This window comes from Pseudomonas sp. NBRC 111133, from assembly GCF_001320605.1.
Lineage (GTDB): Bacteria > Pseudomonadota > Gammaproteobacteria > Pseudomonadales > Pseudomonadaceae > Aquipseudomonas > Aquipseudomonas monteilii.
This window is the reverse complement of sequence record NZ_BCBJ01000001.1, coordinates 16115-34857: the sequence shown is the minus strand read 5'-3', so window position 1 is coordinate 34857 and position 18743 is coordinate 16115. Positions and strand designations below refer to the sequence as shown.

General features: G+C 64.6%; 13 protein-coding genes and 1 pseudogene. 12 read left to right on the top strand and 2 right to left on the bottom strand.

Features of this window, described 5'->3' with window-relative positions:
* The first annotated feature begins 85 nt into the window (after positions 1-85).
* The gene (locus tag APH36_RS00175) at positions 86-1018 is read left to right on the top strand and encodes a LysR family transcriptional regulator (RefSeq protein WP_060496946.1); all 933 of its coding nucleotides are present in this window, start codon (positions 86-88) and stop codon (positions 1016-1018) included.
* 139 nt (positions 1019-1157) lie between these two features.
* Here APH36_RS00175 and APH36_RS00170 read toward each other — a convergent pair whose 3' ends face one another.
* Together APH36_RS00170 and APH36_RS00165 are read right to left on the bottom strand one after the other, a co-directional pair.
* Complete coding sequence (locus APH36_RS00170) at positions 1158-2309, bottom strand: acyl-CoA dehydrogenase family protein (RefSeq protein ID WP_060496945.1); 1152 nt, start codon at positions 2307-2309, stop codon at positions 1158-1160.
* Between the two features lie 16 nt (positions 2310-2325).
* Positions 2326-3396, bottom strand: coding sequence for an enoyl-CoA hydratase/isomerase family protein (locus APH36_RS00165; protein WP_060496944.1), 1071 nt, complete (start codon positions 3394-3396; stop codon positions 2326-2328).
* A 254-nt stretch (positions 3397-3650) separates the two neighbouring features.
* Here APH36_RS00165 and mdcA point away from each other — a divergent pair, with 254 nt between their 5' ends.
* The 11 genes and pseudogenes from mdcA to mnxG all read left to right on the top strand — a co-directional run bounded on the left by mdcA (position 3651) and on the right by mnxG (position 18736).
* On the top strand, positions 3651-5312 hold the full coding sequence (gene mdcA / locus APH36_RS00160; RefSeq protein WP_060496943.1) for a malonate decarboxylase subunit alpha: 1662 nt from the start codon (positions 3651-3653) through the stop codon (positions 5310-5312).
* On the top strand, positions 5312-6217 hold the full coding sequence (locus tag APH36_RS00155) for a triphosphoribosyl-dephospho-CoA synthase (protein WP_060496942.1): 906 nt from the start codon (positions 5312-5314) through the stop codon (positions 6215-6217). The genes mdcA and APH36_RS00155 overlap by 1 nt, the downstream gene beginning before the upstream one ends.
* Before the next feature lies 1 nt (position 6218).
* Positions 6219-6518 (top strand): malonate decarboxylase subunit delta, encoded by a 300-nt coding sequence (locus tag APH36_RS00150; RefSeq protein ID WP_060496941.1) that lies wholly within the window; start codon positions 6219-6221, stop codon positions 6516-6518.
* A complete protein-coding gene (locus tag APH36_RS00145; RefSeq protein WP_060496940.1) occupies positions 6511-7359 on the top strand; it encodes a biotin-independent malonate decarboxylase subunit beta in 849 nt (282 codons plus the stop codon). The genes APH36_RS00150 and APH36_RS00145 overlap by 8 nt, the downstream gene beginning before the upstream one ends.
* Entirely contained in the window at positions 7356-8147 is a 792-nt protein-coding gene (gene mdcE, locus APH36_RS00140; protein WP_060496939.1) for a biotin-independent malonate decarboxylase subunit gamma, read from the top strand. The genes APH36_RS00145 and mdcE overlap by 4 nt, the downstream gene beginning before the upstream one ends.
* 1 nt (position 8148) lies before the next feature.
* Positions 8149-8763: a malonate decarboxylase holo-ACP synthase gene (locus tag APH36_RS00135; protein WP_060496938.1), complete on the top strand. Its 615-nt coding sequence runs from the start codon at positions 8149-8151 to the stop codon at positions 8761-8763.
* The gene (mdcH, locus tag APH36_RS00130; RefSeq protein WP_060496937.1) at positions 8760-9680 is read left to right on the top strand and encodes a malonate decarboxylase subunit epsilon; all 921 of its coding nucleotides are present in this window, start codon (positions 8760-8762) and stop codon (positions 9678-9680) included. The genes APH36_RS00135 and mdcH overlap by 4 nt, the downstream gene beginning before the upstream one ends.
* 233 nt (positions 9681-9913) lie before the next feature.
* Complete coding sequence (madL, locus tag APH36_RS00125) at positions 9914-10336, top strand: malonate transporter subunit MadL (protein ID WP_060496936.1); 423 nt, start codon at positions 9914-9916, stop codon at positions 10334-10336.
* Between the two features lie 2 nt (positions 10337-10338).
* Positions 10339-11103: a malonate transporter subunit MadM gene (madM, locus tag APH36_RS00120; RefSeq protein ID WP_060496935.1), complete on the top strand. Its 765-nt coding sequence runs from the start codon at positions 10339-10341 to the stop codon at positions 11101-11103.
* A gap of 330 nt (positions 11104-11433) precedes the next feature.
* A pseudogene (locus APH36_RS32435) lies at positions 11434-12686 on the top strand (T6SS effector BTH_I2691 family protein); the annotation flags it as partial.
* A 194-nt stretch (positions 12687-12880) separates the two neighbouring features.
* Positions 12881-18736, top strand: coding sequence for a manganese-oxidizing multicopper oxidase MnxG (mnxG, locus tag APH36_RS00100; protein ID WP_060496931.1), 5856 nt, complete (start codon positions 12881-12883; stop codon positions 18734-18736).
* The last annotated feature ends 7 nt before the right edge of the window (positions 18737-18743 follow it).

Genomic DNA, 18743 nt, shown 5'->3' with positions numbered 1-18743 from the left:
ATTGGTGATCCACAATAAATGGGCTAAGCCGTGATAGATTCCTGCCTGTAACGCAAGAATAAGACTGAACAAGGAGCACACTGTCATGGACATGCTGCATGCCATGCGTACCTTCGCCCGTGTGGTGGAATGCGGCAGCTTCGCTGCAGCCGCCAATGCCCTGGACATCTCTGCAGCGCAGGTTTCGCGCATTGTCGCCGAGCTGGAAAACCAGCTGCAGACCCGTCTGCTGCACCGCACCACCCGGCGCCTGCGCATGAGCGAGGCCGGTGAGCGGTTTCTGGAGCGGGCGCGGCAGATCATGCTGCTGACCGAAGAAGCGGTGGGTGAGGCGCGTGGCGCGCACCTCACGCCTCGTGGCCACCTGCGTTTGCATTGCCCCCACGGGCTGGGCCTGCTGTTGATGCCGCTGGTGGCGGGCTACAACGCGTTGTGCCCGGAAGTGGTCATCGAACTGACCCTGTCTCAACGCAACCCCGACCCGTTGGCCGAAGGGCACGATGTGGTGATTACCGTGGACGGTGCGCTGCCGGACTCACAGCTGATTGCTGTGCCGCTTGGCAATATTTTCAGTATCCCCTGCGCAGCACCCAGCTATCTGGAGCGGCATGGCGTGCCTGAACGCCCCGAGGACCTGCATGCGCATCGTTGCCTGCGCATGGCTTATCCCATGTATGAAGGCGACTGGGTATTCCCCCAGGGTGTGGATCAGTGCGTGATCGCACCGCGTGACAATTTTTCCACCAACGTGGCCGATGCCATGCTGGTGGCCAGTGAGCTGGGCATGGGGATCGGCCTGTTGCCGTTCTATACTGCCAGCCAGGCCATCGAGCAGGGGCGCTTGTGCCGGCTGCTGGCGCCGTACCGCCTGCGCGAAAGTGCGCTGTACGCGATGTACCCGTCACGGCATTACCTGGATGCCAAGGTGCGGACCTGGATCGACTACCTCAAGGAGCAACTGCCGGCGCTGTTCGAGGGGCATGCGCAGGTGGTTGATGATGCGCGGTATTGGCGCTAGGCGACTGACGCTTTCTCAAGCCACTCGCCAATCCTATGGGAGCGGGCGTGCCCGCGAACACCGGCGAAGGCGGTGCCATCCACCGCATCGCCTGATTCGCGGGCACGCCCGCTCCCACAAAGGGCCTGTTGCAGTTCAATTACAGGGGATAGTGCTTCAACTCCCGCGCAATCAGCATGCGCTGAATCTCGCTCGACCCTTCATAAATCTGCGTAATCCGCGCATCCCGGTAGTACCGCTCCACCGGGTAGTCCTCCAGGTAGCCATACCCGCCATGCACCTGGATCGCCATCGAGCAGACCCGCTCGGCCATTTCCGAAGCGAACAGCTTGGCCTGTGACGCCTCCGACAGGCACGGCTTGCCGGCGCTGCGCAGGCGGGCGGCATGCAGGATCAGCAACCGTGCGGCATTCACCTGCACCTGCATGTCGGCCAGCAGGTTGGCGATGCTCTGGTGCTCGTTGATCGGCTTGCCGAACTGCACGCGGTCACGTGAGTACACCAGTGCCGCCTCGAACGCGGCGCGGGCGATGCCCAAGGCCTGGGCGGCGATACCGATACGGCCACCCTCCAGGTTGGACAGGGCGATGGCCAGGCCCTTGCCACGCTCGCCGAGGATATTGGCGGCAGGAATGCGGCAGTTGTCGAAGGTAACTGCGCAGGTATCCGAGGCTCGGATGCCCATCTTGTGCTCGCTGCGGTCAACCTTGAACCCCGGGTTGTCGGTGGGCACCAGGAACGCCGACAAACCTTTCTTGCCCAGCTCCGGGTCGGTAACCGCGAAGACGATGGCCAGGCCGGCGCGGCGGGCATTGCTGACGAACTGTTTGGCGCCATTGATGACCCACTCGCCATCGACCCGCTCGGCGCGGGTGCGCAGGTTGTGCGCCTCGGAACCTGCTTGCGGTTCGGTCAGGCAGAAGCAGCCGATCACTTCACCACTGGCCAGGCGCGGCAGCCATTGCTGTTGCTGGTCGGCAGTACCGTAAGCCAGCAACGGGCCGCAGCCTACCGAGTTGTGAATGCTCATCATCGCCCCGGTGGCGCCGCAGCCCGCGGCAATTTCTTCCACGGCCAGGGCGTAGGCCACGTAGTCGGTGTAACTGCCGCCGAAGTCCTCTGGCACCACCATGCCCAGCAGGCCCAGTTCGCCCATTTTGCGTACCACGCCATCATCGATCCAGCCAGCCTTTTCCCAGGCCTGGGCATGCGGGGCGATTTCGCCACGGGCAAAGTCCCGGGCCATGTCGCGGATCATGATTTGTTCTTCGCTCAGTTCCAGGTCTTGCATCTGTGTACTCCCGGGCTCACAGGCCTTCGAAGAATTGGTCGACCCGCTGTTGCTGCAGCGCGGCCAGGGTCGGCGGGTTCCAGCGGGGCTGCTTGTCTTTGTCGATGATCAGCGCGCGCACGCCTTCGATGATGTCGCCGTGCCGGAACCACTGGCGGTCCAGGTGCAGTTCCATGGCGAAGCAGTCGTCCAGGCCCAGGTAGCGGCCACGGCGCAACATCTCCAGCGTAACCGCCATGGCCAGCGGCGAGCGGCTTTCCAGCTGGTCGGCAGTGGCGACGGCCCAGGCATGGCTGTCGCCGATGCTGACGGCGCGCAGCTGCTCGACAATGGCCTGCACGGTAGGCAGGGCGAAGAAGTGGTCGATGGCCGGGCGCAGTTTTTCCAGTGGCGCATCGTCCAGCACCTGCGTGCCGAGCCTGGCCAGCAGGTTCTGCAGGTCTTTGAGCGGGTTGTCGCCAAAGCTCAACTGGTCGAGGCCTTGGTCAAGGGCGGCGAGTTGGTCGCTGGCCAGGTACCAGTCGGCCAGGCCGCAGTACAACGCGTCGGCCGCCTGGATTTGTGCGCCGCTGACGCCCAGGTAGATGCCCAGCTCGCCAGGGATGCGCGACAGGAAGTAGCTGCCACCTACATCCGGGAAATAACCGATGCCGACTTCGGGCATGCCGAGGCGGCTTCGCTCGGTAACCACGCGCAGGTCACAGCCCTGGGCCAGGCCCATGCCGCCACCCAGGGTAAAGCCGTCCATCAGCACCAGCACCGGCTTGCGGTAGCGGTGGATGACCAGGTCGAGGGCGTATTCTTCGACGAAAAAGGTTTCATGCAGCATGTCGCCAGCTTTGAAGCTGTCGTGCAGCGAGCGGATGTCGCCCCCGGCACAGAATCCCTTTGGGCCTTCGCCGCGCAGTACCACCGCGCGCACGCGCGGGTCTTCTGCCCACTGGTCCAGATGCTGGCGCAGGCTACGGACCATATCCAGGGTCAGGGCATTGAGGCCAGCGGGTCGGTTCAGGGTCAGGTGGCCGATCTGGTTGCGGACCTCGGCCAGTACATGCTCGGTTACCGAGGCTTGAGCGTGCGCAGTCATTGCGTTCTCCCTGCTTTGTTATTGATTTTCCAAGTGAAGTCTGGAGTTCGCTGGAGGATCGCAGGATCCTGTCATGCGAATTTGCCTTGCACAATCGACAATTATGCAGGGGTATCGTGCATTTTTGCCGTTGGCCAGTCGCGCAGCCCGGCAAATCATTAATCTGAGCGTAAAGAACCCACCGGTAGCTTGATTGATCCGTCAGGCAGCACAGCCCTAAGTTGACCCCACGACAGCGAACCCGTGGAGTCACCATGACAATAACGCAGAATCCACCGCCGCAATGGTCGCGGCGGCGTGCCGAAAAGCAGCGCCGCCTTGATCGGGTACGCCACCTCGCCGACGGCGTGGTGCTGCCCACCGAACGTATGGTCGAAGCCCTGGAACTGTTGCTGGCCCCCGGCGACCGGGTGGTGCTGGAAGGCAACAACCAGAAGCAGGCGGACTTCCTCTCACGCTCGCTGGCCAAGGTCGACCCCGGGCGCCTGCACGACCTGCACATGATCATGCCCAGCGTTAGCCGTGCCGAGCACCTGGACCTGTTCGAACGCGGTATCGCCCGCAAGCTCGACTTTTCCTTTGCCGGCCCGCAGAGCCTGCGCATCGGCCAACTGCTGGAAGATGGCCTGCTCGAAGTCGGCGCCATCCACACCTACATCGAGCTTTACTCGCGGCTGCTGGTCGACCTGATTCCCAATGTTACCCTGGTGGCCGGCTTCATGGCCGACCGCGACGGTAACCTGTACACCGGCGCCAGCACCGAAGACACGCCGGCACTGGTAGAGCCGGCCGCCTTCAGCGACGGCATCGTCATTGCCCAGGTCAACCAACTGGTGGACCGGGTGGACGACCTGCCACGGGTCGACATCCCGGCCTCCTGGGTCGATTTCGTGGTGGTCGCCGACCAGCCCTTCTACATAGAGCCGCTGTTCACCCGCGACCCGCGCCATATCAAGCCGGTGCATGTGCTGATGGCGATGATGGCCATTCGTGGCATTTATGAAAAACACCAGGTGCAGTCGCTGAACCATGGCATTGGCTTCAACACCGCCGCCATCGAACTGATCCTGCCCACCTATGGCGAGTCCCTGGGGCTGAAGGGCAGGATCTGCCGCAACTGGACGCTCAACCCGCACCCAACCTTGATTCCGGCTATCGAGACCGGCTGGGTGCAAAGCGTGCATTGCTTCGGCACCGAGCTGGGCATGGAGGGCTACATCGCCCAGCGCCCGGACGTGTTCTTCACCGGGCGGGATGGCTCGATGCGTTCCAACCGCATGATGTGCCAGCTGGCGGGGCAGTACGCGGTCGACCTGTTCATCGGCGCCACGTTGCAGGTGGATGGCGATGGCCATTCCTCCACCGTCACCCGCGGCCGCCTGGCCGGTTTTGGCGGTGCACCGAACATGGGCCACGACCCGCGCGGCCGACGCCACGCCACCCCGGCCTGGCTCGACATGACGGTGCCGGACACCATGCTCGAACGCGGCCGCAAGCTGGTGGTGCAAATGGTCGAGACCTATCAGGAAGGCGGCAAGCCCACCTTCGTGGAAACCCTCGATGCCGTGGAAGTGGCCAAGAAAGCCGGTATGCCGTTGGCACCGGTAATGATCTATGGCGACGACGTCACCCACTTGCTGACCGAGGAGGGCATTGCCTACCTGTACAAGGCCCGCAGCCTGGAAGAACGCCAGCGGATGATTGCCGCCGTGGCCGGGGTCACCGCCATCGGCCTGCGGCATGACCCGAAAGACACCTTGCGCATGCGCCAACAGGGCCTGATCGCCTTGCCCGAAGACCTCGGCATCCGCCGCACCGACGCCAGCCGCGAACTGCTGGCCGCGCGCAGCATCGCCGACCTGGTCGAGTGGTCCGGCGGCCTCTACAACCCGCCTGCACGGTTCAGGAGCTGGTGATGAACGCACACAACCTGATTCTCGAAACTATCGCTGTCTCTGTGGAAGCGGGCTTGCCCGCGAAGAGGCCCGCTCAGGCAACCGAAATCCCAATGGCAGATCACCTGGCCGACCTGGCCGTAGAAGCCCTGATCGACGAAGCCGACCTGTCCCCCAAACCCGGCCTGGTCGACCGCCGCAGCAACGGCACCCACCCCGACATGTCGCTGGCCCTGATGCACGCCTCGGCGCTGTCACTGTGGCCCTGCCTGCGGCAAATGGCCGAAGCTGCCCAAACCTTCGGCGAAATCAGCCAACCCCTGCGCGCCTCGCTCGGCCAGCTCGGCCGCGAAGGCGAGGCTGCCATGCTCGCCACCACTGGCGGGGTAAACACCCACCGCGGCGCCATCTGGGCACTGGGCCTGCTGGTAGCGGCCACAGCCCTTGATACCCAGGCCGACGCCAGCACCCTGGCCGCCCGCGCCGGGCGCCTCGCCTTGCTGGACGACCCGGTCTTGGTCCCGCAAGACAGCCATGGCCAGCAGGTCCGCCGCCGCTACGGCGCCGGCGGCGCCCGTGAGCAGGCGCAACAAGGCTTCCCCGCCGTCATCGGCCACGGCCTGCCACAACTGCAACGCAGCCGCGCCGCCGGTGCCAGCGAGCAACATGCCCGGCTTGACGCGCTGCTGGCGATCATGGCCGTGCTTAGCGACACCTGCGTGCTCTGGCGCAGCGGCCCAGCCGGCCTGGCCACCGTGCAGCAGGGCGCGCTGGCCGTACTGGCCGAAGGCGGCAGCGCTACCCTGGCCGGGCGCCGGCAACTGCGCCAGCTGGACCAGCACCTGCTGCACCTGAACGCCTCACCGGGCGGCGCCGCCGACTTGCTGGCCGCCTGCCTGTTCTTCGACAAAGCCGGGAGCCTGTGACATGGAAACCCTGAATTTTCAATTTCCCGCCGCCGAACCGGGGCGCGGTCGCACGCGGGTGGGCTGCGTCAGCTCTGGCGACCTGGAAGTACTGATCGAGCCTGGCACTGCCGGGAGCCTGAACATCCAGGTGGTCACCTCGGTCAACGGCAGTGCTGCCCGCTGGGCGCATCTGTTCCAGCACCTGTTCGAGGGCCGCGCCTGGCCGGCCGTGAACATCGATATCCATGACTTCGGCGCCACCCCTGGCGTGGTGCGCCTGCGCCTTGAGCAAGGCTTCGAGGAGATTGCCCATGACTGACACTGAACGCCTGCTGCAAAGCCGCAGCTTTGTCGAACTGGGCGCCCGCCAACGGGCGCGTGCCGTGCTCGACCCGGGCAGCTTCCGTGAATTGCTGGGGCCGTTCGATCGGCTGATGTCACCCTGGTTGCCGCGCCAGGGCATCGTGCCCCAGGCCGATGATGGGGTGGTGATCGCCAAGGGCCGGCTGAACGAGCGCCAAACGGTGGTAGCCGCCATCGAAGGCGGCTTCCAGGGCGGCAGCATGGGCGAGGTGGGCGGTGCCAAAATCGCCGGCGCATTGGAGCTGGCCATCGAAGATAACCGCAACGGCATCCCCACGTGCGCCGTGTTGCTGCTGGAAACGGGCGGGGTGCGCCTGCAAGAGGCCAACCTGGGCCTGGCAGCCATTGCCGAGATTCAGGCCGCTATTGTCGAACTGCGGGCCTGGCAACCTGTGATCGGCTTGATCGCAGGTTCGGTCGGCTGCTTTGGTGGTATGTCCATCGCCGCTGGCCTGTGCAGCCACCTGCTGGTTACCCGCGAAGCCCGCCTGGGCCTCAACGGCCCGCAGGTGATCGAGCAGGAAGCCGGCATCGGCGAGTACGACGCCAAGGACCGCCCCTTCATCTGGAGCCTGACCGGTGGCGAACAGCGCCATGCAAGCGGATTGGTGGACGGCTATGTGGCCGACGACACCGATGCGCTGCGCGAACGCTTGCTGCAACTGCTGGACGCACCTTCCACAGATCGCGCCAGCCAGCATGCCTGGTTCCTGGGCAGGCTGGCCCGGCTGGGCGATGACTGCCCGCAACTGGATGCCGCTGCCGTACGCGCCCTTTATCAAGGAGAAGCCCAATGAACCGTGCCATGAACTGGTTGCCGGGCCTGGCCGGCGGGCAAGCGTTGCCCGGTTACCCAGCGTCGTTGAGGGTGATCGATGGCGAACTGGACAACCGCCTGGCCCGCTTCATCGCCGTGGTGCCTGATGCTGAAAACCCATTCCCCCGCGCCCGCTCGGGCGAGGTCGGCCTGCTGGAAGGCTGGGGCCTGGCCAAGGCCGTGAGCGAGGTGGTGGCGGCTGACCGCAACGGGCAGAAGCGGGCTATTGTCGCGGTGATCGATGTACCCAGCCAGGCCTATGGCCGCCGTGAGGAGGCCTTGGGTATCCATCAGGCCTTGGCCGGTGCCGTGCAGGCCTATGCCCAGGCGCGGCTGGCCGGGCACCCGATAATCGGTTTGCTGGTTGGCAAGGCCATGTCCGGTGCCTTCCTGGCTCATGGCTATCAGGCCCAGCGCCTGATTGCTCTGGACGATGAAGGCGTGATGGTACATGCAATGGGCAAGGCGGCGGCGGCGCGGATTACCCTGCGCAGCGTCGAGCAACTGGAGACCCTGGCCGCCGAAGTGCCGCCCATGGCCTACGACCTGGATAGTTACGCCTCGCTGGGCCTGCTGTGGCGCCGCCTGACCGTGGACAACGCCGAGGCGCCGCGCAGCGCCGACATTGTGCAGGTGCGTGCCTGCCTGGCCGAAGCGGTACGCGATATTGGTAGCTCGACTGACCTGTCGTCGCGGCTAGCGGGGGAAAACCGCAGTGCTTCGCGCCAGGTGCGCGAACAGCTGCGCCGCCAGTGGCAGGGCGCTTGAGATGAATGCGCCAAGGCCGCACGACCTGCTGTGGGGGATGCCTGTGTCGGGCTTACCCACGGACGCGCCGCAGTGGGCGCTGGAGGTGTTGGCAAGCGGTCAGCCGGTGGTGGTGCGCCGTGCCACCTGTGAAGCGGGCTGGGTGGCGGTTGGGCTTCGCGGTCCCGGCCGGGCGCAGCGGTTGGGTGCCTTGATGCGCCTGACCGATATCCAGCGTCATCAAGGCCCTGAAGCATTGCGCGTGCATGAGCAAAGCCCATGGCCTGCAGTGCAGGCACTGGCTTCGGTCACCCCGGTACTGCAGGCCCGTGGCTTGCCCTGGGGGCCGACGGGTGGGGTGGGGTACCAGCTTGCGACCGGCAGTGAAGTGGTACACGCCGACAGTGACCTGGACCTGCTGCTGCGCACGCCACGACCGCTGGCCCGCGCCCAGGCGCGGGAGCTGCTGGATATTCTCGACTGCGCGCCGTGCCGTATCGATGTACAACTGGAAACCCCGGCGGGTGCGGTCGCCCTGCGCGAGTGGGCCAGCTTTACGCCCCGCGTGCTGCTCAAGTCGCCCCATGGCCCGCGCCTGGTCAGCGACCCTTGGGCCGTGATGGAGCGTGCCGCATGAGCAGCCTGTTCGCCTTCCCCGGCCAGGGTGCCCAGCAGGTGAGCATGCTGCAACGCCTGCCTGAAGGTTGCGGGCAACTGCTGGAAGAGGCCAGTGATGTCCTCGGCCAGCAGGTGCTGGAGATGGACAGCCAGCAAGCCCTGCATAACACCCGCGCCGTGCAGCTGTGCCTGCTGCTGAGTGGCGTGGCCTGGGCGCGCTGGTTGATGCAACGCAGCCCGGCACCGGATTATGTGGCGGGCTTGTCGATTGGTGCTTACCCTGCAGCGGTCGTGGCGGGTGCCTTGAGCTTTGCCGATGCCGTGCGCCTGGTCGCCTTGCGTGGCGAACTGATGCAAGGTGCCTATCCGAAAGGTTACGGCATGACCGCGCTAAGCGGCCTGGACCTGGCCACCGTCGAGCGCCTGCTGATCGAAGTGGGTGGTGAGGTATACGTCGCCAACCTCAACAGTGAAAACCAGATTGTGATTGCCGGTAGCGATACGGCGATGGCTGAGGTGGCCGCCAGGGCTCGCCGGCAGGGCCAGGGCGTGGCGAGGTGTCTGGCAGTCAGTGTGCCGTCGCATTGCCCGTTGCTGGATGGCCCGGCTGCGGCGCTGGCCGATGCTTTTGCCACGGTCGAGCTGCAACGACCATGCATTACGTACCTCAGTGGCAGCAGTGCACGCCCTGTGTTCGACCCTCAGCGCCTGCGTGACGACCTGGCCGGCAACATGGCGCGGGTGGTCGACTGGCGTGCTACGTTGCGCAATGCCTATGAACGCGGCGTGCGCCTGCACCTTGAGATGCCACCCGGCAGCGTGCTCAGCGGGCTGGCCCGGCCCGTGTTTGAGCAGGGCAGGGTGGTGGCGGTGGAAGGTACCCGTTGGGACACCCTGGATGCGCTGCTGCGCCAGGAGGTGGCCAAGAACCGATGAAGAGGCAGTCTGCTGGCACGGTCAATCTGAAAACGGTCTTGTTCAAGATCTGGAAGCTTGCGCGGTCCTTGTGGGAGCGGGCTTGCCCGCGAGCACGGGCGAAGCCCGTGCCATCCACCGCATCGTCTGCTTCGCGGGCAAGCCCGCTCCCACAGTGATCGAGATAGCCGCATCAATGTGTGTTTACGAAGAACAACAACAAGCAACTTCGACACTACCTGAGGACAACAACAATGATTATCTATGGTGTGGCACTGCTGGCGGTCTGCACGCTGGCCGGCGTTATCGTCGGCGATTTCCTGGGCGTGCTGCTGGGCGTCAAATCCAATGTGGGCGGGGTTGGCATCGCCATGATCCTGCTGATCTGCGCACGGCTGTACATGCACCGCAACGGCGGCATGAGCAAGGAATGTGAATTCGGGGTGGGCTTCTGGGGCGCGATGTACATCCCGGTCGTGGTGGCCATGGCGGCCCAGCAGAACGTGGTCACCGCCCTGCACGGCGGGCCGGTGGCGCTGCTGGCCGCCGTAGGCGCGGTACTGGTGTGCGGTTTGACCATCGCTCTGATCAGCCGCAGCCATCGGGGTGAGCCATTGCCCGCGCTTGATGCCAGCCCCGAAACCAACGCGCAGGTTGCCCCTGCAGGAGGTCGTTGAACATGTGGCCGATCATTGAAAATTCCTTGGAACACAACGGCCTGATCACCGCTTTTGCCGTGGTGGGCGCCATCATGTGGCTGTCGGTCGTGCTGTCGAAGTACCTCACCTTCGGCCGGGTGCACGGCTCGGCCATCGCCATCGTCATTGGCCTGGTGCTGGCCTGGGTAGGCGGCACCGTCACCGGGGGGCAGAAGGGCCTGGCCGACATGGCGCTGTTCTCCGGTATCGGCCTGATGGGCGGAGCCATGCTGCGCGACTTCGCCATCGTTGCCACGGCCTTCGAAGTGCAGGCCACCGAGGCGCGCAAGGCGGGAATGATTGGCGCGGTGGCGTTGTTGCTGGGCACGGTGCTGCCGTTCATTGTCGGCGCGGCGGTGGCCTATGCCTTCGGCTACCGCGATGCGGTGAGTATGACCACCATCGGCGCGGGCGCGGTGACCTATATCGTCGGGCCCGTGACCGGGGCGGCGCTGGGGGCGAGCTCGGATGTGATGGCGCTTTCGATTGCTACCGGGCTGATCAAGGCGATCCTGGTGATGGTGTTCACACCGGTGTCGGCGAGCCTGTTGGCGCTGGATAACCCGCGTTCGGCGATGGTGTTTGGTGGCTTGGCGGGGACCGTGTCGGGGGTGACGGCGGGGCTGGCGGCGACGGACCGGCGGTTGGTGCCGTATGGGGCGTTGACGGCTACCTTCCATACCGGGTTGGGGTGCTTGATGGGGCCTTCGATTCTGTATTTCTGCGTACGCGGTCTGGTCGGCTGAAGGGAAGCTGGCGCGATCGCTGTGGAAGCGGGTACGACCCTCCCACAGCGATCGCGCCAGCTTTCCGGTTTTGTGCAATACAGTTGCTCTCAATGGGGATGTAACTTGCTGACGACCACTGCATGAGGCCAGCATTTATCAAGATGTTGCCCAGGAAATGTCTGGTAATTTTTCGAAGAGACAGATTCTACAGCTGTTTAGGAAGTCCCAGACTCTTTGAAGAACTGATTCCCCGATAGTGTTCCCGTCTTCAGCACGCTGGAAGACAAGGCCCCCTTCATGCCCGGCCCAACCGATACCCCTCTGTTGCTTGCTCGCTATTTCGAGGCGCACCTGTACGTGCTGCTCGACCAGCAGGTCTGGCATGCCTACGAAGTGAGCGAGCAGGGCCATCTGCGCCGCTTCAACCCCTACGAGTCGTCAGAGAGCCTCCCCGCATCGCTGCCCGAAAATGCGTGAATGAAAACCACGACATTCCCTCGTCCTTCCTCAACATCGACACCGACCGCTATGGCAGCGCCTGGCTGGCCTTCTCCAGCGACCCTTGGCCGGTGAGTGTGTTGAATGCCTCCAAGCAGGGCCAGGCGCCTGCCCATCGCTTCGAAGGGGGAGACCTGACTCAGGCGCGTCACAATCCCGAGTTGCTGGGCATCGCCATGACGCCCGACAACTTGCAGGTCGACAAGGATGTTCTCGAATACGCGCAGTATGGGTGCTCGCCGTTCGACAGTGCGCATGGCTTCCGTACCCGCTGGCTGCGCCGGTTTGCCTTGAAGGGATACCTGGTCAACGCGATGAACCGGCCCACGCTGGAGAACGGTGTGCTGGCGGTGGTGCTTGACGACACCGTTGGCCTGATTCAGGAGTTCAACCACCAGCGCTTGAACTGGGTGGTGAGGCGTTAGGTCTGGCGCGAAGACCCCATGCGGGCCTACCAGCTGCAAACCTCGCAGCTCCTGCATGTCATTCGTGCTATGCACCGGGAGTGGGCGGCGCAGAAGGTGCTATCGCTGGAGCCCGTGACCGGCGACGGACCACCGGTGTTCACCGACCTGACGGTGGAGCGCCAGCGGTTGGTGGAGCGGGCACAGTTGGAGCGTGACGAGCGGCTTGAGGAACGCTACGACGAAGCGAAACGGGCAGCGTTCCAGGCGGAGTATGACCAGCAGGAAATCGAGTTTCAGGGTTACATCGACAAGAACGCGCGTGCCGAAATCCAGCGGGCCCTTAACGCCGCCAGCCAACGCCTTGCGCCCTGCATGTCGCCCGGTATTCAGAACGCCGTGCGGCACCTGAACAGTGCGACGCAGTATCTGTACAACGGCGTGCACCTGATCGAGCTGGAAGTGAAGATGAAGCTGGGCGAGTACTACGCCCTGCAGAGTGCCCACTTGCGCCAGTTGCAGCACAAGGCCAATGCCTCCATTGCCGAGGCGCGGGACCGTATGCATCGCAATATCGATGACTTCGACCTCCACTCAACCAAGGCCTGGAACAAGGTACGGCCGATTATGCAGCACGGGCTGATGAGCCTGGCCGTGTTCGACTCACGGTTTACCCACACCATGATCAGCGTGACGGTATGCCCGTTCCCACAGTGATCACGTCGTCTTCAAGAAATTCAGCGAGATACCCCCAATTCGGGGGACTGCTGCCGGGTGATCCTCCCCAATCTGTTTCGGTTGCTACCGTAACTAACTGAAAAGAATATAAATATTCTTCTGGCACACACCTTGCTCCACACCTGCGCAGAGTCCCCGTGCCCCGGAGGTGCAGCATGTCTACGCCACGCAAAGGCCCCCTTCTGTCATCACTCGTTCTGGCCCTGCTCGGCTGGGAAACGACCAGCGAGGCGGCCGTGCAGTGCCAGCGCACCTTGGTCGCCAACGTGGTGGCGCTGGACCAGCCCCTGATGTTCAACCGCCTTGGCGCACAAAACGCCAACGGCATGATGTTCGCCCTTCGTGAAGATGTGGTGGACGACAAGCAGGTCCCCCTCAGCAAGGGCGGGGCCGCTGTCCCGGGCAAGGTCACCTTGCGCCCGGACAAGCGCCCACGGCCGATCGTGCTGCGGGTGGCCGCCGGTGACTGCCTCACGGTCAACCTGACCAACCTGCTGGCGTACCAGGCCAACCCCAACAAGCACGGTATCGACCCCGAAGAAAACGAGGTCGAAGGCGAGGAGGAAGGCCCGGAAACCGAGGTCGAAAACGAAGGTGGTGAACATTTCGTTGCCGACGAGCAGGTCAATGACCGGCATGTCGGCTTCCAGGTAAACGGCATGCAGGCGGTCAACAGCATTGGCGACATCGCCGCCAACACTGGCCGCAATGGCAACTTCTTGGTGTCGCCCGGCAACACCCGCAGCTACACCCTGTACGCCGAGCGTGAAGGGGCCTTTGCGGCCACCAGCCAGGGCGCGACCTTTGGCGGCCAGGGCGGGGCGGGTAACGTTGCCAACGGCCTGTTTGGCCAGGTGGTGGTTGTACCCAAAGGTGGGCGAACCTACCGCAATACCCTGACCGAAGAAGAAATGCGCCTGGCCACCACCGGCCGCACCGCCACCGGCCAGCCGGTGATCGATTACCAGGCCCGCTACCCGCAGGCCGAACCGTGGCTCACTGAGGGCAAGGCCGGCAAGCCGATCATTGCCATGGTCGACGGCAATGAAATCCTCAACAGCGAAACCGACGCCATCGTCATGGGGCCGAACCCCGATGGCAGCTTCCCGCGTTCGACCTACCCGCTGGAGAGCGTCAACAAGCGCAACCCGGCACTGCCCAACCGGCTGGAAGCGTTCCGCGACTTCGCCTCGCAGTTTGCCGATGAGGTCGCCGCCACCCAAGCCTTCCCGGGCTACTGGGCGGACCCGGTGATGGGCCATGTGCTGGAGCCGACCCGCGATTCGTTCATGATCAACTACGGTTCTGGCGGCATGGGCGCTGAAGTGGTCGCCAACCGCCTGGGCGTGGGGCCGATGCACGACTGCCTGTCGTGCGCGTACGAGGAGTTCTTCCTCAGTGCCCACACCGTAGGCGATATCGGCACCCTCGTGGACGTGCCAGCCAACGTCGGCCTGGAAAACATTCGCCCAGGCGAAACGCCGCCGGCCAGCGCCGTCGGCGTCAAGGCCAACATGGCCCTGTACCCGGCAGAACCCGCCAACGTGCACCACAGCTACATTGGCGACTTCACCAAGTTCCGCAACACCCACAATGGCCACGAACAGCACATTTTCCACCTGCATGGCCACCAGTGGCTGTTCAACCCCAACGACGACAACTCCGACTACATCGACGCCCAAGGCATCGGCCCGGGCATTGGTTACACCTACGAAATCGCCAACGGCGGTTCGGGTAACCGCAACCGGGTGGCGGGCGACGCGATTTACCACTGCCACTTCTACCCGCACTTCGCCCAGGGCATGTGGGCCATGTGGCGGGTACATGACGTGTTCGAGGAAGGCACCCGGCTGGAGGTGAGCGGGCAGGGCGAAAATGGCTTCCACAGCACGCCGTTCGCCCTGCGCAGCGGAAAGCCGGCCGTTGGCGCCCGGGCGTTGCCTGATGGCGAGATCGTCGCCGGTACGCCGATTCCGGCTATCGTGCCGCTGCCCGGCAAGGCCATGGCGCCGATGCCGGGCAAAGTGGTGGTGGTGCCCAAACTGTCTGAAGAACTGGTCGCTGCCAATGACGATGACGACGAAGAAGAAGGCGACGACGATCACGCCAATGAAACGCCAGCGCGCAAGGCAGTCGGTTCGCTGGCACTGGTCGACCGCACCGATGCCAACCGCAACGCCGATGGCACGCTGAAAAACCCAGGCTATCCGTTCTGGATCGGCGGCATGGAAAGCAGCGTGGGCAACCGCCCGCCAACCCCGCCACTGGACATGCTCGACCCGGCCCTGGCCCGGCAGCTGAAAGACAGCGGCAAAGCCCTGTGGGCAAACCTGGACCCCAACCAGGTCGATGGCTGGGATGGCGGCCTGGGCCGGCACGCGCTGGACGGCGTGTCTGCAGGCGGTGAAGCAGTCACCACCACTACCAAGCTGGACTTCTCCAAGGTGGTGCACAAGGCCAAGCCCATCTACCTGCCGGAAGAAGGCACCGATGTCGAACAGGCCGCCATGCAGTTCCACGCCAAGGCCGAGCACCCAAGCTTTGCCCTGGTGCCCGGCAGCCAACCCGTTGCCAAGGCGTTCCGCACCAACGGTGCCTTGCCCACGGCCGGCGCCCCGTTCTACGAACCTTGCATGGACGACCGCGGCAAGCGTCTGACGCAAACCTCGGGGGTAGGCGAGTTTGTCAGCGGCGAGAGCCTCACCGGCATGAACTTCCGGGGTTCGTCCACCTTCACCGCCGACCGCCCGCGCATCTACAAGGGCGCCAACATCCAGTTCGACGCGGTGTACAACAAGGTCGGCTATCACTTCCCGCAGGCGCGCATCCTGGCGCTGTGGGAAGACGCCTGGCCAGTCATCACCAAGCAGCGCCCGCCAGAACCGCTGGTGATGCGCATGAACACCTTCGACTGCACCATGTACACCCACACCAACCTGATCCCGTCGTTCTATGAAATGGACGACTACCAGGTACGCACCCCTACCGACGTGATCGGCCAGCACATCCACCTGCCCAAGTGGGACCTGACCGCCGCCGACGGCTCGGCCAACGGCTGGAACTACGAAGACGGCGTTCTCTCGCCCGGTAGCGTGGTGGAGCGTGTGCACGCCATACGGGCCTACAACGGCTGCACCGAGGGCGACAGCCGCGACGGCACCGCCGCCTGCCCGCAAGCCAAGCAGCACCCGTTCTTCGGCCGCTTCGGCCGGGCCGACTGGCTGGGCGCGCGCACAGCCATGCAGCGCTGGTTCGCAGACCCGTTGGTGAACGTGAACAACGTCGACCGTGGCCTGGGCACCATCTTTACCCACGACCACCTCGGCCCATCGACCCACCAGCAATTGGGGCTGTATGCCACCGTGCTGGCCGAGCCGGCCGGCTCTACCTGGTACCACGCCGAAACCGGCGAACAGCTGTACAACCCGGCTACACGCCAGGACGGTGGGCCGACTTCGTGGCAAGCGGTAATCAAGACGGGCGACCACGATGGCGATGGCAAGAACGACAGCTACCGTGAGTTCTTCCTGGAGTACAGCGACTTCCAGCACGCCTATGAAGCCGGTGTGTACGTGGGCGCAGGCCCGGACGGCATCCCCAATGGCCAGTCCTACCCGGCCACGGCCGACAGCTTCCGCTATGCCATCAACCCGCCAGTCCGGCAGAAGGCATCCAACCTGCTGGAATCGGTGGTCGAATCGCGCGGTGGCCTGGCCCCTGGTTGTCCAAGCCGGCCTTGCCCGCAGGCGATTTCGGTGGATGACCCGGGCATGTTCGTCGTCAACTACCGCAACGAGCCGCTGGCTCTGCGCGTGTTCGACCCGAACAAGGTCGGCCCCGACGGCAAACGCGGCATGCAGGCGGACGGCCTGGCCGGCGACCTGAGCTATGCCTTGCAAAGCCGTACCGACCGTGCGATCCCGGCCATGAACATGGCGCCGTCGGCGATCACCTCGGCCGTTGGCCCAACCGGTGGGACCACGCTGTTCCCACCGCACATCAACAAGGCCGGCAGCGAACCGGGCGACCCGTTCACGCCCATGCTGCGCACCTACTCTGGCGACAACGTGCGCCTGCGCCTGCACGCCGGTGGCCATGAAGAGGAGCACAACGTCACCCTGCACGGTGTGAAGTGGCTGCAGAATGGCTCGGGCTTCGGTAACAGCTCCAGCTCGGGCTGGAAGGCCTCGCAGATGATCGGTATCTCCGAACAGATGGGCTTCATGGCACCGGTGTCGATGATTTCCAGCTCCGCCGCTACCAATGGTGATTACCTGTACTCCATGGACGCGGCGCTGGAAGGCTACTGGAACGGTATCTGGGGGGTGATGCGCAACTACACCGCCCAACGCGCCGACCTGTTCCCGTTGCCGAACAACACCCAGCCGGTGGCCATGCGCAATACCGTGAACTTTGACGGTATCTGCCCGAAAACCACGGCCAACCCCAACGGCATCGGTACCCGCACCACGGTCAAACGCAGCTACGAGATTGTCGCGGCGCTGGCCAACGACATCCTTGAGAACCGCAACGGCGTCAGCATTAACGACCCGGCCGGTGCGGGCCAGCATGTCGGCGGGCCATTGAAGGCCAATGGCGGCACGCTGGTGTTCAACAGCCGCAAAACCAGCATCCCGCAGGTCACGGTGGTGGATGAAGAGGACGGCACCACCTTCACCGTCGGCGGCCACAGCGCCCCGCTGCATGACCCGACCGCCGTGCTGTACGTGCGCAAGGCCGACCTGGACACCACTACCGGCAAGCTCAAGGCTGGCGTACCGGTGGAGCCGCTGGTGCTGCGCGCCAACGCGGGCGACTGCATCAGCATCACCCTGGAAAACCGCCTGCCCCTGGTGATGCCAGACCTGCCAAGCACGGCCGTGATGCAGAACGTGGTCAAGCGTGACCGCTTCGACAGCGAAGGGGCCACCGCCTTCAACAACAACCTGATGCGGCCGTCCAGCCATGTGGGCCTGCACGCCCAGTTGCTGGCCTACGACATCACCAAGTCCGACGGTGCCAACGTGGGTGCCAACCCGGTGCAGACCGTACCACCCCGGGCGGGCAACAGCGGAGCCTACCCAAGCCGGGTGTACCAATACTACGCCGGCCACCTGGAGCGCGAAGGCAAACCGGTGCTGCAACTGGGCCGCACGGTGGACAACATCAACACCACGGCAATCGAGTTCGGTGGTCTGAACCTGACGCCGTCGGACTTCATCAAGCAGCCGCAGAAAGGCCTGGTGGGTGGCATGAGCATTCTGCCGCAAACCGCAACCTGGACCGAGGACACCGCCAGCCGGGCCCAGGCAACCGTCAAGGTTACCGGTCAGCCTGACTACCGCGACCTGGTCACGGTGTGGCAGCGCTCGATGAACATGCGCTGGGCTGACGGCCGCCCGGTCGAAGGCATCGCCACCGAAGGCAACGGCGTGCCGGGCGACCCGAAAGACAACGGCAACATGGCCATGAACTACAAGACCGAACCGCTGTGGCTGCGCTTTGGCCTGGCGCCGGATGCACCGTTCGGCCATGCCGACGGCTTCGGCTTGGCCGATGTGCCCAACGCGCACATGGCCTACAGCAACGCCCTGGTTGGCGGTGACCCGCAAACCCCGGTGATGTATGCCAAGCCCGGCCAGCCTGTGCGCAGCCATGTGCTGATGCCCAGTGGTGGCAGCCGCGGTATTACCTACCAGCTCGATGGGCACCTGTGGCCGTTGCACAACTACCAGGCCGAGAAGAGCGACGCGGATGGCTACCCGATGAGCCTGCCCGGCATCGGCTCGGTGCGCTTCGGCTACAACCCGATGGCCATGTACATCGGCGCCCAGGAAAGCGTACTGCCAGCGGCACACTTCAGCTTCATGCTGCCCAGTGCCGGCGGTGCCAACGCGGTGGCGGGTGACTACCTGTTCCGCGACTACGCCGCCTACGGCAACCTTTCGGGGTTGTGGGGAATTTTGCGGGTGACCAACGAAGCGCCGCCGGCAACGGCCCCGGCGCAGTGACGGAAGG

Bases quoted from the DNA above. Each gene is read 5' to 3' on its own strand.
- APH36_RS00175 (WP_060496946.1), top strand. From the start codon at position 86: ATGGACATGCTGCATGCCATGCGTACCTTCGCCCGTGTGGTGGAATGC.
- APH36_RS00170 (WP_060496945.1), bottom strand. From the start codon at position 2,309: ATGCAAGACCTGGAACTGAGCGAAGAACAAATCATGATCCGCGACATG.
- APH36_RS00165 (WP_060496944.1), bottom strand. From the start codon at position 3,396: ATGACTGCGCACGCTCAAGCCTCGGTAACCGAGCATGTACTGGCCGAG.
- mdcA (WP_060496943.1), top strand. From the start codon at position 3,651: ATGACAATAACGCAGAATCCACCGCCGCAATGGTCGCGGCGGCGTGCC.
- APH36_RS00155 (WP_060496942.1), top strand. From the start codon at position 5,312: ATGAACGCACACAACCTGATTCTCGAAACTATCGCTGTCTCTGTGGAA.
- APH36_RS00150 (WP_060496941.1), top strand. From the start codon at position 6,219: ATGGAAACCCTGAATTTTCAATTTCCCGCCGCCGAACCGGGGCGCGGT.
- APH36_RS00145 (WP_060496940.1), top strand. From the start codon at position 6,511: ATGACTGACACTGAACGCCTGCTGCAAAGCCGCAGCTTTGTCGAACTG.
- mdcE (WP_060496939.1), top strand. From the start codon at position 7,356: ATGAACCGTGCCATGAACTGGTTGCCGGGCCTGGCCGGCGGGCAAGCG.
- APH36_RS00135 (WP_060496938.1), top strand. From the start codon at position 8,149: ATGAATGCGCCAAGGCCGCACGACCTGCTGTGGGGGATGCCTGTGTCG.
- mdcH (WP_060496937.1), top strand. From the start codon at position 8,760: ATGAGCAGCCTGTTCGCCTTCCCCGGCCAGGGTGCCCAGCAGGTGAGC.
- madL (WP_060496936.1), top strand. From the start codon at position 9,914: ATGATTATCTATGGTGTGGCACTGCTGGCGGTCTGCACGCTGGCCGGC.
- madM (WP_060496935.1), top strand. From the start codon at position 10,339: ATGTGGCCGATCATTGAAAATTCCTTGGAACACAACGGCCTGATCACC.
- mnxG (WP_060496931.1), top strand. From the start codon at position 12,881: ATGTCTACGCCACGCAAAGGCCCCCTTCTGTCATCACTCGTTCTGGCC.